Source organism: Pseudothauera hydrothermalis, assembly GCF_003345255.1.
GTDB classification, from domain to species: Bacteria; Pseudomonadota; Gammaproteobacteria; order Burkholderiales; family Rhodocyclaceae; genus Pseudothauera; species Pseudothauera hydrothermalis.
Genome location: NZ_CP029331.1, coordinates 1,771,849 through 1,783,184 on the forward strand (window position 1 = coordinate 1,771,849; position 11,336 = coordinate 1,783,184).

Genomic DNA, 11,336 nt, shown 5'->3' on the forward strand with positions numbered 1-11,336 from the left:
TTTACGCTTGATCCGTTTTCGCATGCTGCCTCCGATCGAACACCGCATCGCCGCCGAACTCGGCGTCCAACCCCGCCAAGTCCAGGCCGCCGTCGCCTTGCTGGATGACGGTGCGACCGTGCCCTTCATCGCCCGTTACCGCAAAGAAGCGACCGGCGGCCTGGACGACACCCAGTTGCGCACACTGGAAGAGCGCCTGAGCTATCTGCGGGAACTGGAAGAGCGTCGCGCTACGGTGCTTGCTTCGATTGCCGAACAAGGCAAGCTCAGCGACACGCTGCGCGCCGAGATCGAAAACGCCGACACCAAACAGCGCCTGGAAGATCTGTACCTACCGTACAAACCCAAGCGCCGCACCAAGGCGCAGATCGCCCGCGAAGCCGGCATTGGCCCACTGGCCGAGGCACTGCTGGCCGACCCCACGCTGAACCCGGAAGTCGAGGCCGCTGCCTACCTCAATGCCGAAGCTGGCTTTCCCGATACCAAAAGCGTGCTCGATGGCGCCCGCCAAATCCTGATCGAGCACTTTGCCGAAGACGCCGAACTGCTGGGCAGCTTGCGCAGCTTGCTGGCCGAAGAGGGGGTAGTCGTCTCCCAAGTGGTTGCCGGCAAAGAGCAAGAAGGCGCAAAGTTTCGTGACTGGTTCGATTTCCGCGAGCCGATCGGCAAAATCCCCTCACACCGTGCGCTGGCCCTGCTGCGCGGGCGCAACGAAGGCGTGCTGCGGCTGGCGCTCGAACTGCCGCACGACCCGCAAGCCGGTCCGCATCCGTGCGAGCGGCGCATTGCCGCGCGCTTTCAGATTCGCGACGCCGGGCGCGCAGCCGACCGTTGGCTGATGGATACCGTGCGCTGGGCCTGGACCGTGAAAATTTCTCTGCACCTGGAACTGGAATTGATGAACCAGTTACGCGAGCGGGCCGAAGCAGAGGCCATAGAGGTTTTTGCGCGCAACCTCAAAGACCTGCTGCTTGCCGCCCCGGCCGGCGCACGCCCGACCATGGGCCTGGACCCTGGCATTCGCACCGGCGTCAAAGTGGCCGTGGTCGATGGCACCGGCAAACTGCTCGATACCGCCACGGTGCATCCGTTCGAACCGCGCCGCGATCTCGAAGGCGCGCTGGCCACCTTGGCGGCGCTGGCCAGTCGCCATGGGGTGGAATTGGTGGCCATCGGCAACGGCACCGCTTCGCGCGAAACCGATGCGCTGGTGGCCGAGCTGCTGCGCCGCCACCCGCAATTGCGTCTGACCAAGGTCATGGTCTCGGAAGCCGGCGCTTCGGTGTACTCCGCCTCGGAACTGGCCGCGCGCGAGTTCCCGGATGTCGACGTCTCGCTGCGCGGTGCGATCTCCATTGCCCGCCGGCTACAAGACCCGCTGGCCGAGTTGGTGAAGATCGACCCCAAGTCGATCGGCGTCGGTCAGTACCAGCATGACGTCAACCAATCCCGCCTGGCCCGCAGCCTGGATGCGGTAGTCGAAGACTGCGTCAACGCCGTCGGTGTGGACGTCAATACCGCCTCTGCCCCGCTACTGGCACGCATCTCCGGCCTGAACGCGACGCTTGCCGCCAATATCGTCGCGCATCGCAACACTCATGGCCCTTTCCGCACCCGCGAAGCCCTCAAAGCCGTGCCCCGGCTGGGCCCCAAAACCTTCGAGCAGGCCGCCGGTTTTCTGCGCATTGCCGCAGGAGACAACCCGCTGGACGCCTCCGCGGTGCACCCGGAAGCTTACCCGGTGGTCGAACGCATCCTGGCCCGCGTGCAGAAAAGCGTGCGCGAACTCATGGGCCATAGCGCCTTTCTGAAAAGCCTGAACCCGGCCGCATTCACCGACGAACGCTTTGGCCTGCCCACCGTGCAGGACATTCTCAGCGAACTGGAAAAACCCGGCCGCGACCCGCGCCCGGAGTTTCGCACCGCCACCTTCCGCGAAGGTGTGGACACCATCGAGGATCTGGCGCCCGGCATGGTGCTCGAAGGGGTGGTCACCAATGTGACCAATTTTGGCGCCTTCGTGGATATCGGCGTGCACCAGGACGGCCTGGTGCATGTGTCAGCGCTCGCCGACCGCTTTGTCAAAGACCCGCATAATGTGGTCAAGGCGGGTCAGGTGGTCAAAGTCAAGGTGCTGGAAGTCGATCTGGCGCGTCGGCGCATCGCGCTCAGCATGCGCTCGAGCGATGAACCCGGGCCCCGGCCGCAGGCCGAACGCCAAGCCCCCCGTAGCGCGCGCACACCGGATGCAGCCTTGCGCCGGGACACGCGCCAAGCGCCTGCCAACAACGCGCTGGCAGCCGCGTTCGCACGCGCCAAACTGAAGTAACCCAAGGCAGAACCAACGATGAAACCGGTCATTTACGGCATCAAGCACTGCAACAGCATGAAAAAGGCTTTCGCCTGGCTCGACGAGCACGGCATCGCCTATGATTTTCACGACTATAAAAAGGCCGGCATCGCCCACGCCAAAGTGCTCGCCTGGTCCCAGGCGGTGGGCTGGCGCACCTTGCTCAACACCCGCGGCACCACTTGGCGCAAACTCAGCCCCCAAGAGCAGGCCATCGAAACCGAAGACGCGGCGGTGCAGAAAATGGTCGAACAGCCCAGTCTGATCAAACGTCCGGTGGTGGAGACCGCCGACGGCCAACTGCTGGTGGGTTTCGATCCGCACGCTTTTGCACGCACATTCAAACCCGAGGAATGCGCCCGATGAACCCCCCAAAGAGCTTCGTACAACGCTTCCTGCTGGAAAACCTGGATATTCGTGGCGCAGTGGTGCGCCTGACCGATGTCTGGCAAGCGCTGCGGCAAGGGCGCGACTATCCGCCCGCAGTCGCCGCCCTGCTCGGTGAGCTGAGCGCGGTGTCCGCACTGATCGCCGGCAATCTCAAGCAACCCGGCCGACTGACCTTCCAGATCCAGGGCCGCGGGCCGGTGGGCCTGCTGGTGGTCGATTGCAATCAAGCGCTCAATCTACGTGGCTACGCCCGGGTGGACGCGCCGACCAACGGCCGACGCCTGACCGACCTGGTCGGCGACGGCCACCTGCAACTCACACTCGAGGTCGACGGCCTGGACCAGCCCTACCAAAGCCTGGTGCCACTGACAGGCGAGAATATCGCCCGCAGCTTTGAGCACTATTTGGCGCAATCGGAGCAGCAGCCGGCCGGGCTGTGGCTGGCCGGCGACGATCATGCCGTGGCAGCGCTCTTTGTGCAAAAGCTACCGGGCGCCGACGACAAAGACGCCGACGGCTGGGACCGTGTCCGCCAATTGGCACAAACCGTGCGCGCGGACGAATTGCTTGGCCTAGCACCTGCCGAGCTGCTGGGCCGTCTGTTCGCCGAAGAGGATGTCCGCCTGTTCGAGCCCCGTGCGGTGATGCATCATTGGCCGCCCGACCGCGACAAGGTCGCCGGCATGTTGCAGGGTCTGGGCGAAGCACAGGTCCGCGCGATTTTGGACGAACACGGTATCGTCGAAGTCCGCGACGACTTGTCGAACCATTGCTACCGTTTCGACAAGGCCGATATCGACGCCTTGTTCCATCCGCCCACTTTGCACTGAACCTTTCAGAGGAGCGCCGCATGTACGCCGAACGCAGCCCCAGTGCCGGGATGGTCCGTCTGACCCACCTGATCTACGCCCTGCATGCCTTCGCGGTATTCTCCGGGGTGATCGGTTCGGCCAGCGTCATCGGCAGCTTCATCGCCAGCATTCCCTCGCTGGCGGCCATCGTGCTCAATTACTGGAACCGTGGCGCGGTGCGCAACACCTGGCTGGACAGCCATTTCGACTGGCAGATCCGCACCTTCTGGTACACCCTGGCCTGGGTGGTTTTATCCGTTCTGCTGGCCGTAACCCTGATTGGCCTGCCCTTTGCGCTGATGGCCCTGGCGGTGGTGTCGCTATGGGTGATCTATCGCGTAGCGCGCGGTTGGTGGCGTTTGTCCGGCGGCTTACGCATGCCCGCACCTTGAGCCGGCCGCCTTGCCAGAGCCCCCCTCCGCTCAGTAGACTTTCCGAATTTTTAGTCCGCTTACCCGCTGATGACCTTCCCCTCTGCCGCCAGTCGCGCCATCGAATTCCGCAACGCCGCGCTGGGCGCCACCATTGCCGTGCTGCGTGAAACCGCCCCCGCGTTGCTGGCCGACGACCTGCACAAAATGCTGGGCGGCATGCCGGATTTTTTCAACGGTGAAGCCGCGGTACTCGATTTTGCCGCGCTCCCCCATCTGCCGGCACAAGTGGATTGGGCGGGACTCATCAGCCTGCTCCGCCGCTATCGGTTGCAACCGGTGGGCGTTCGCAACCTGCCGCCAGAGCTTGTAGACGGCGCACGCCGTGCCGGTTTGGCGCTGCTCGACGGCGCCGAACTACGCGACCGCCAGCCGCCCTCGCCGGCGCCGACGCGCGCCCAGGCGCCGGCACCTGCGGCGACGGCGGCCCCTGCGCCGATCAACGCCGGCACACTGTTCATCGACCGGCCGCTGCGCTCAGGCCAGCAGATCTATGCGCGCGGCGGCGACCTGGTGGTATTGGCCGGCGTGAGCCACGGCGCTGAGCTCATCGCCGACGGCAGCATCCATTGCTACGGTCCGCTGCGCGGGCGCGCGCTGGCGGGCGCTCAGGGCAACACCGCCGCGCGCATCGTCGCCACCAATTTCGGCGCTGAGCTGATTTCGATTGCCGGCATGTATCGGACCTTCGAACAAGGCATTCCCGAACCGCTGGCTGGCCGTGCAGTGCTGGCACGCCTGAGCGGTCCGGCCAACGAACACAAACTCGACCTCCAGCCGCTACAGCTGGACTAATTCAGACAAGGGGAAACCGTGAGAGTCATCGTCGTCACCTCGGGCAAAGGCGGTGTAGGCAAAACCACCACCAGCGCAGCCTTCTCCTCGGGTCTTGCATTGCGCGGCTTCAAAACCGCGGTCATCGACTTCGATGTCGGTCTGCGTAACCTGGACCTCATCATGGGTTGCGAGCGCCGCGTGGTCTATGACCTGGTCAACGTCATCAACGGTGAGGCCAAACTCAACCAGGCGCTGATCAAGGACAAGCACTGCGAAAACCTCTTCGTGTTGCCAGCCTCGCAGACCCGCGACAAGGACGCACTGACCGAAGAAGGCGTCGAGGCGGTGCTCAAAGAGCTCGAACACATGGGTTTCGAGTACGTGGTCTGCGACTCGCCCGCCGGCATCGAGCGCGGCGCGGTGATGGCGCTCACGTTTGCCGACGAGGCCATCGTCACCACCAACCCGGAGGTCTCCTCGGTACGCGATTCCGACCGTATCCTGGGCATTTTACAGTCCAAAAGCCGCCGCGCCGCCGAGGGGCGCGAGCCGGTCAAAGAACACCTGCTGATCACCCGCTATTCGCCCAAACGGGTCGAAGAAGGCGAAATGCTCTCGTACAAAGATGTGCAGGAATTGCTGCGCGTGCCGCTGATCGGCGTCATTCCGGAATCCGAATCGGTGCTGCATGCCTCCAACCAGGGCATGCCGGCCATTCACCTCAAAGGCACCGATGTCTCCGAGGCTTACCACGACGTGGTGGCGCGCTTTCTGGGCGAAACACGCGAGCTGCGCTTTGTGACCTACGAAAAGCCGGGCCTGATCAAACGCCTGTTCGGAGGCAAATGACATGTCGCTGCTCGCCCGCCTGTTCGGCGAAAAGAAAAAAACCGCGGAGATCGCCAAGAACCGGCTCTCCCTGCTCATCGCCCACGAGCGTAGCGGCGGTGCCGGGGCGGCCGATTTTCTGCCTGCCCTGCAGCAAGAACTCATTCAGGTGATCTCGAAATACGTGACCGTCGCCCCGGAAGACATCAAGGTCCAGCTCGAAAAACAAGACAACTACGAAGTGCTGGAAGTCAATATCGTGCTGCCCGAACAGGGCCGTTGATCCGCCCCACCTGCGGCAAGCGCCCAAACCGCCCGCCAACACTGAGCGCCAAGCCCATCGGTTATGATTGCGCGCTTGTCTGGCATGCTGATTTTTCCCGCTCATGATCCGTAAACTGCTGCGCAAGGTTTTCCGCCGCGCTGCTGAACAACCCAACCGCGAACCCGCTCTGATTCCGCGCGAGCGTCACGGCATCGCCCGCGAGCAAATCTCGCCTGCTGCCCGCAAAACCTGTGCGGTGTTGCAGGATGCCGGCTACAAGGCTTACGTGGTGGGCGGTGCGGTGCGCGACCTGCTGATCGGCCATCCGCCAAAGGACTTCGACGTCGCCACCAGCGCCACGCCCGAAGAAGTCCGCGCGTTATTTCGCCGTTCGCGCATCATCGGCCGGCGGTTCAAGATCGTGCACGTGATGAGCGGCCCGGAGACCATCGAGGTATCCACCTTTCGCGCCGCGCAAGATGCCGAAACCGACGAACACGGCCGTGTGTTGCGCGACAACGTGTATGGCACCATGGCCGAAGACGCCACCCGGCGCGACTTTACAGTCAATGCACTGTACTACGACCCCACTACCGAACAGATCATCGACTACCACCACGGTGTGGCCGACCTGGAACAGAAAACCCTGCGCATGATCGGCGATCCGCGCACCCGCTACCGCGAGGACCCGGTGCGGATGCTGCGCGCAGTGCGGCTGGCGGCAAAACTGGGGCTTGCCATCGACCCTGCGGCGCGCAAGCCGATCCGCGAGATGGCCGCGCTACTGGAAAACGTGCCCGCAGCCCGGCTGTTCGATGAGATGCTCAAGCTGCTGTTTTCCGGCTATGCGGTACGTTGTCTGAAACAACTGCGCGAAGAAGGCTTGCACCACGGCCTGCTGCCCTTGCTCGATGTCATCCTGGAACAGCCGTTGGGCGAGCGCTTCGTTTGGCTGTCACTGGAAAACACCGATGAGCGCGTGCGCGCAGACAAATCGGTATCGCCCGGTTTTCTGTTTGCCACCCTGCTCTGGCACCAGGTACTGGCCGCCTGGGAAAGCAAAAAGGCAGCGGGCGAGCACGCCCAGCCCGCGCTGTTCCAAGCCATGGATGAAGTGCTGGAGGTGCAGGCCGACAAACTGGCGATCACCCGGCGCATCGTCGGCGACATCAAGGAAATCTGGGCCTTGCAGCCGCGTTTCGAAAAGCGCGCCGGCAAGCTCCCCTATCGTCTGATCGAACAGCCGCGCTACCGCGCCGGCTGGGATTTTCTCCGTCTGCGCGCGCTGTCGGGAGAGATCGGCATGGACTTGCCCGACTGGTGGGAACGTTTTGCCCATGCCGGTCATGAGGAACGCGAAGCGCTGCTGCGGGCCGTGCCGGCCGCTGGCGAGGCGGCGGGCAAAAAGCGCCGCCGTCGGCGCCGCAAACCTAGTAGCGCGCGCGCGGCCGAAACCGCTCAAACAACGTGAACCACACTTGCCGGGGCGTGCGCGCCTACATCGCCTTTGGCGCCAATCTGGGCGAACCTGCGGCGGCGCTGGAATTTGCCAGCGAACGCATTGCCGCCTTGCCCGGCACTGCTTTGGTGGCCCGTTCCGCGCTCTACCGCAGCGCCCCGGTCGGCGTTGCCGGCCAACCCGATTATCTCAACGCGGTCATCGCCGCCGACACCCAGCTGTCTGCCGAAGAACTGTTGGCCGCACTGCTGGCCATCGAACGCGCCGCCGGACGCACCCGCGCCTATCCCCAGGCCCCGCGCACGCTGGACCTGGACCTTTTGCTCTACGGAGACGCCCACATCAGCCTGCCGCATCTGCAAGTGCCGCACCCGCGCATGCACCAACGCGCCTTCGTACTCTTGCCCTTGGCCGAGATCGCACCTTACGCAACCATACCCGGCCACGGCGCGGTGGCCGACCTGCTGCCCGGCGTGGCCGGGCAGCGCATCGTCCGGCTGTGACCTCAACCCGCTTGCTGCGAGAAATTCCAACATGCCCGCCTGGCTGCAAACGCTGCCCACCGCCTTGCAAACCATACCAGTGTGGTTACAGACTGCGGTTTTGCTCACACTGTCCAACGTGTTCATGACCTTTGCCTGGTATGGCCACCTGAAGAACCTGCAAAGCCGCCCCTGGTTTTATGCCGTGTTGATCAGTTGGGGCATCGCTTTCTTCGAATACATGTTGCAAGTGCCGGCCAACCGTATCGGCGCCACGGCACTGACGCTGCCGCAACTGAAGATCATGCAGGAAGTGATCACCTTGTTGGTTTTCGTGCCCTTCGTGGTGCTCTACATGAAGCAGCCGATCAAGCTTGACTACCTTTGGGCCGCCTTGTGTATGCTAGGCGCGGTCTATTTTGTGTTCCGCAGCTAGCCGCATCCGCCATTCATGCTCGACAAGGCTCGCTACATCGTGGTCGAAGGGCCGATCGGCGCCGGTAAAAGCTCGCTGGCCCGCCGCCTGGCCGAGCGCCTGCCGGCCGAGACCCTGTTCGAACGTCCCGAGGCCAACCCCTTTTTGGGACGCTTCTACCAAGCCATGGACCGCTGGGCGCTGGCCACCCAGCTCTCATTTCTGTTCCAGCGTATCGATCGGCTGTCCGAATACATGGCCGGCGACCCCGCGCGCCGCGTGGTGTCGGACTTCATTCTCGAGAAAGACCCGCTATTTGCCGCGCTCAATCTGCCGGCGGATGAGCTGGCGATCTACCAGCGCATCTTCGATGCGATGATGCCGCCCACCCCGCCCCGACCCGATCTGGTGATCTATCTGCAAGCGCGCCCGGACACGCTCATGGAACGGATCCGGCGCCGCGGCCTGGATGCCGAACGGCGCATCGGCGAAGCCTATGTGCAACGTGTGGCAGAACGCTTTACCCAGTTTTTCTACCAGTACGATGCCTCACCGCTATTCATCGTAGACGCCGAAGTGCTCAACCCGGTCGATCACGACGACGACTTTGAGCTGCTGCTCGAGCGCCTGCGCACGATGCGTAGCTACCGCGAGTTTTTTGCCTACGCGGGTTGAGCGGCGGCCCGCGCACCGACACCGCCGTCGAGAGGCTTGTGCAATGCAACAGGATCGGGAACACTCCCGTCCTTTTCCTGCCCCTTTACGGAGAGCGTGATGAGCTACCTCCAGGACACCCGCCCGGTCACCTTGTTCGAACTGGGCAAAATGCGCGCCGAAGGGCGCAAGATTGCCGTGCTGACCTGCTATGACGCCAGTTTCGCCGCACTGGAAGAGCGCGCTGGCGTCGAAGTCATCCTGGTCGGCGACTCACTGGGCAACGTCTTGCAGGGCCATACCTCCACCCTGCCGGTCAGCCTGGATCACATGGTCTATCACACCGAATCGGTGGCGCGCGGCTGTCGTCGCCCCCTGATCATCGCCGACCTGCCCTTTGGCAGCTACCACGAAAGCCCGGCCCAGGCGATGCGTAACGCCGCCCGCCTGATGGCCGCCGGCGCGCACATGGTCAAGCTCGAAGGCGGCCAGTTCATGGCCGACACGGTGCGCTTCCTGGTCGAGCGCGGGGTGCCGGTGTGCGCCCATATCGGCCTCACGCCGCAATCGGTGCACCAGCTTGGCGGCTACCGGGTGCAAGGCCGCAGCGAGCAAGGCGCGGCACGTCTCAAGGCCGACGCGCTGGCGCTAGAGCAGGCCGGCGCGGCACTGGTGGTTTTGGAGATGGTACCGGCTGCGGTGGCCAAAGACATCACCGCTTCGCTGACCAGCATGGCCACCATTGGCATCGGCGCAGGTCCCGACTGCGACGGCCAAGTGCTGGTACTGTACGACATGCTGGGCGTCTATCCCGGCAAGACCGCACGTTTCGTCAAAAACTTCATGGACGGTGCATCCAGCATCGAAGAGGCCGTGGCGCGTTATGTGGCGGCGGTCAAGGACGGCAGCTTCCCTGCGCCGGAACACTGCTACTGAAGCTTCGCATCATGCAGATCCATCACACCATCGCCAGTCTGCGCGCTGCCCTTGCCGGGGCGGGGCGCATCGTTTTCGTGCCGACCATGGGCAACCTGCACGCCGGCCACATCGGTCTGATGACAGAGGCGCGTGCGCATGGCGACTGTGTGGTCGCCAGCATTTTCGTCAATCGCCTGCAATTCGGTCCCCACGAGGATTTCGACAAATACCCGCGCACCTTCGTGGAAGACTGCGCCAAGCTGGAAGCGGCCGGGGTCGATCATCTGTTCGCCCCGGACGAAGTGGAGATGTATCCAACACCGCAGACCTACCATATCGACCCGGCGGGCGCCCATGTCGGCATGCTGGAAGGCGCGGCACGGCCGGGACATTTTCGCGGCGTGGCCACCGTGGTGCTCAAACTGTTCAACATCGTCCGCCCGCAGGTGGCCGTGTTCGGCAAGAAGGATTACCAGCAGTTGATGGTGATCCAGAACATGGTGCGCGAATTCGCCCTGCCGATCGACATCGTGCGCGGTGAAACCGCACGCGCTGAAGACGGTTTGGCGCTGTCTTCGCGCAACGGTTACCTTTCGGCCGCCGAGCGCGCCGAAGCGCCGCGCATGTACCGCCTGCTCGAGCGTATCCGCGCCGCGGTGCACGCTGGCGAGCGTGACTATGCAAAACTGGAAGCCGCAGCCGTGACGGAACTGACCGCCCACGGCTGGCAGCCCGATTACGTGAGCATCCGCCGCCGTTGCGATCTACAACCGCCGCTGGCGGAGGAGCCTGGCGCGTTGGTGGTGCTGGGTGCCGCCCGCCTGGGTCACACCCGGCTGATCGACAATCTGGAAATCTGAACACCGCCTGTACCTGGATGGACAGCGCCAGCCGGACTGTTGGGGTTTTCCGGACCTTGCATTGGCTCGCAGTTCGTAAGAACCTATCGCCAGAACAACAAACCACCACAGCGGCCCCTGCGCCGCCTATAACAGGAGGGATGAACCATGACGACGACGGTTCGACAAGTTCTGGAAGCCAAGGGCGGCAAAGTTTTCTGTGTGGCGCCGGAAACCACCGCTTTCCAGGCACTCGGCTTGATGGCCGAGCACAACATCGGTGCCGTGCTGGTAACCGACAACGAACGGCTGGCAGGCATCTTCACCGAACGCGACTACGCGCGCAAAGTAGTGCTCAAGGGCCTGCGCTCCACCGATGTCAGCGTCCGTGAGTTGATGACCGCCTCGCCGCAGACCGTGCGCCTGGACCAGACGGTCGATGAGGTCATGAACATCATGACTGAAAGACGCTTCCGTCACCTGCCAGTGCTCGAAGGCGAGCGTATCGTCGGCCTCATCTCGATCGGCGACGTGGTCAAATCGGTCATCGACGAACAGCGCCGCACCATCTCCCACTTGTCCAACTACATCGCCGGCGACATCGCCACCTGAAAGCAACTACGCCACAGCAAGGAAAACCGGCCGCAGCGCCACAACCCCGGACGGGGCGGCCGGCC

The 11,336-nt window shown here is 63.7% G+C and carries 14 protein-coding genes; all 14 read left to right on the forward strand.

All coding sequences use genetic code 11. The features are described 5' to 3' along the window. The first annotated feature begins 22 nt into the window (after positions 1-22). The gene (locus DIE29_RS08540) at positions 23-2,329 is read left to right on the forward strand and encodes a Tex family protein (RefSeq protein ID WP_114650290.1); all 2,307 of its coding nucleotides are present in this window, start codon (positions 23-25) and stop codon (positions 2,327-2,329) included. A gap of 18 nt (positions 2,330-2,347) precedes the next feature. Next, a complete protein-coding gene (locus tag DIE29_RS08545; RefSeq protein ID WP_102041499.1) occupies positions 2,348-2,716 on the forward strand; it encodes an ArsC family reductase in 369 nt (122 codons plus the stop codon). Continuing rightward, positions 2,713-3,570, forward strand: a complete 858-nt coding sequence (gene hslO, locus DIE29_RS08550; RefSeq protein ID WP_102043157.1) for an Hsp33 family molecular chaperone HslO — start codon at positions 2,713-2,715, stop codon at positions 3,568-3,570. Before DIE29_RS08545 ends, hslO begins: the two co-directional genes overlap by 4 nt. A 20-nt stretch (positions 3,571-3,590) precedes the next feature. After that, positions 3,591-3,983, forward strand: coding sequence for a DUF4870 family protein (locus DIE29_RS08555; protein ID WP_108079972.1), 393 nt, complete (start codon positions 3,591-3,593; stop codon positions 3,981-3,983). A 69-nt stretch (positions 3,984-4,052) separates the two neighbouring features. Beyond that, entirely contained in the window at positions 4,053-4,817 is a 765-nt protein-coding gene (gene minC, locus DIE29_RS08560; RefSeq protein ID WP_114649669.1) for a septum site-determining protein MinC, read from the forward strand. 18 nt (positions 4,818-4,835) lie between these two features. Beyond that, positions 4,836-5,648 carry a septum site-determining protein MinD gene (gene minD / locus DIE29_RS08565; protein ID WP_102041496.1) on the forward strand — a complete coding sequence of 271 codons (813 nt, stop codon included), beginning with the start codon at positions 4,836-4,838 and terminating at the stop codon, positions 5,646-5,648. Between the two features lies 1 nt (position 5,649). After that, on the forward strand, positions 5,650-5,910 hold the full coding sequence (gene minE / locus DIE29_RS08570) for a cell division topological specificity factor MinE (protein WP_102041495.1): 261 nt from the start codon (positions 5,650-5,652) through the stop codon (positions 5,908-5,910). A 103-nt stretch (positions 5,911-6,013) separates the two neighbouring features. Continuing rightward, a complete protein-coding gene (pcnB, locus tag DIE29_RS08575) occupies positions 6,014-7,363 on the forward strand; it encodes a polynucleotide adenylyltransferase PcnB (RefSeq protein WP_102041494.1) in 1,350 nt (449 codons plus the stop codon). After that, positions 7,360-7,854, forward strand: coding sequence for a 2-amino-4-hydroxy-6-hydroxymethyldihydropteridine diphosphokinase (gene folK / locus DIE29_RS08580; protein ID WP_205409716.1), 495 nt, complete (start codon positions 7,360-7,362; stop codon positions 7,852-7,854). Before pcnB ends, folK begins: the two co-directional genes overlap by 4 nt. Before the next feature lie 31 nt (positions 7,855-7,885). Further along, positions 7,886-8,269, forward strand: coding sequence for a DMT family protein (locus tag DIE29_RS08585; RefSeq protein ID WP_102041492.1), 384 nt, complete (start codon positions 7,886-7,888; stop codon positions 8,267-8,269). Between the two features lie 15 nt (positions 8,270-8,284). Then, positions 8,285-8,923 (forward strand): deoxynucleoside kinase, encoded by a 639-nt coding sequence (locus DIE29_RS08590; RefSeq protein WP_102041491.1) that lies wholly within the window; start codon positions 8,285-8,287, stop codon positions 8,921-8,923. Positions 8,924-9,022: 99 nt separating this feature from the next. Further along, the gene (gene panB / locus DIE29_RS08595; protein WP_102041490.1) at positions 9,023-9,838 is read left to right on the forward strand and encodes a 3-methyl-2-oxobutanoate hydroxymethyltransferase; all 816 of its coding nucleotides are present in this window, start codon (positions 9,023-9,025) and stop codon (positions 9,836-9,838) included. An 11-nt stretch (positions 9,839-9,849) separates the two neighbouring features. After that, positions 9,850-10,680, forward strand: coding sequence for a pantoate--beta-alanine ligase (panC, locus tag DIE29_RS08600; RefSeq protein ID WP_102041489.1), 831 nt, complete (start codon positions 9,850-9,852; stop codon positions 10,678-10,680). Positions 10,681-10,827: 147 nt separating this feature from the next. Next, positions 10,828-11,271 carry a CBS domain-containing protein gene (locus DIE29_RS08605; RefSeq protein WP_102041488.1) on the forward strand — a complete coding sequence of 148 codons (444 nt, stop codon included), beginning with the start codon at positions 10,828-10,830 and terminating at the stop codon, positions 11,269-11,271. The last annotated feature ends 65 nt before the right edge of the window (positions 11,272-11,336 follow it).

Excerpts from the sequence above, each read along its gene's own strand:
- minE (WP_102041495.1), top strand. The coding sequence starts at position 5,650 with ATGTCGCTGCTCGCCCGCCTGTTCGGCGAAAAGAAAAAAACCGCGGAG.
- DIE29_RS08590 (WP_102041491.1), top strand. The coding sequence starts at position 8,285 with ATGCTCGACAAGGCTCGCTACATCGTGGTCGAAGGGCCGATCGGCGCC.
- DIE29_RS08555 (WP_108079972.1), top strand. The coding sequence starts at position 3,591 with ATGTACGCCGAACGCAGCCCCAGTGCCGGGATGGTCCGTCTGACCCAC.
- DIE29_RS08540 (WP_114650290.1), top strand. The coding sequence starts at position 23 with ATGCTGCCTCCGATCGAACACCGCATCGCCGCCGAACTCGGCGTCCAA.
- DIE29_RS08585 (WP_102041492.1), top strand. The coding sequence starts at position 7,886 with ATGCCCGCCTGGCTGCAAACGCTGCCCACCGCCTTGCAAACCATACCA.
- hslO (WP_102043157.1), top strand. The coding sequence starts at position 2,713 with ATGAACCCCCCAAAGAGCTTCGTACAACGCTTCCTGCTGGAAAACCTG.
- panB (WP_102041490.1), top strand. The coding sequence starts at position 9,023 with ATGAGCTACCTCCAGGACACCCGCCCGGTCACCTTGTTCGAACTGGGC.
- pcnB (WP_102041494.1), top strand. The coding sequence starts at position 6,014 with ATGATCCGTAAACTGCTGCGCAAGGTTTTCCGCCGCGCTGCTGAACAA.
- DIE29_RS08545 (WP_102041499.1), top strand. The coding sequence starts at position 2,348 with ATGAAACCGGTCATTTACGGCATCAAGCACTGCAACAGCATGAAAAAG.
- panC (WP_102041489.1), top strand. The coding sequence starts at position 9,850 with ATGCAGATCCATCACACCATCGCCAGTCTGCGCGCTGCCCTTGCCGGG.
- minC (WP_114649669.1), top strand. The coding sequence starts at position 4,053 with ATGACCTTCCCCTCTGCCGCCAGTCGCGCCATCGAATTCCGCAACGCC.
- DIE29_RS08605 (WP_102041488.1), top strand. The coding sequence starts at position 10,828 with ATGACGACGACGGTTCGACAAGTTCTGGAAGCCAAGGGCGGCAAAGTT.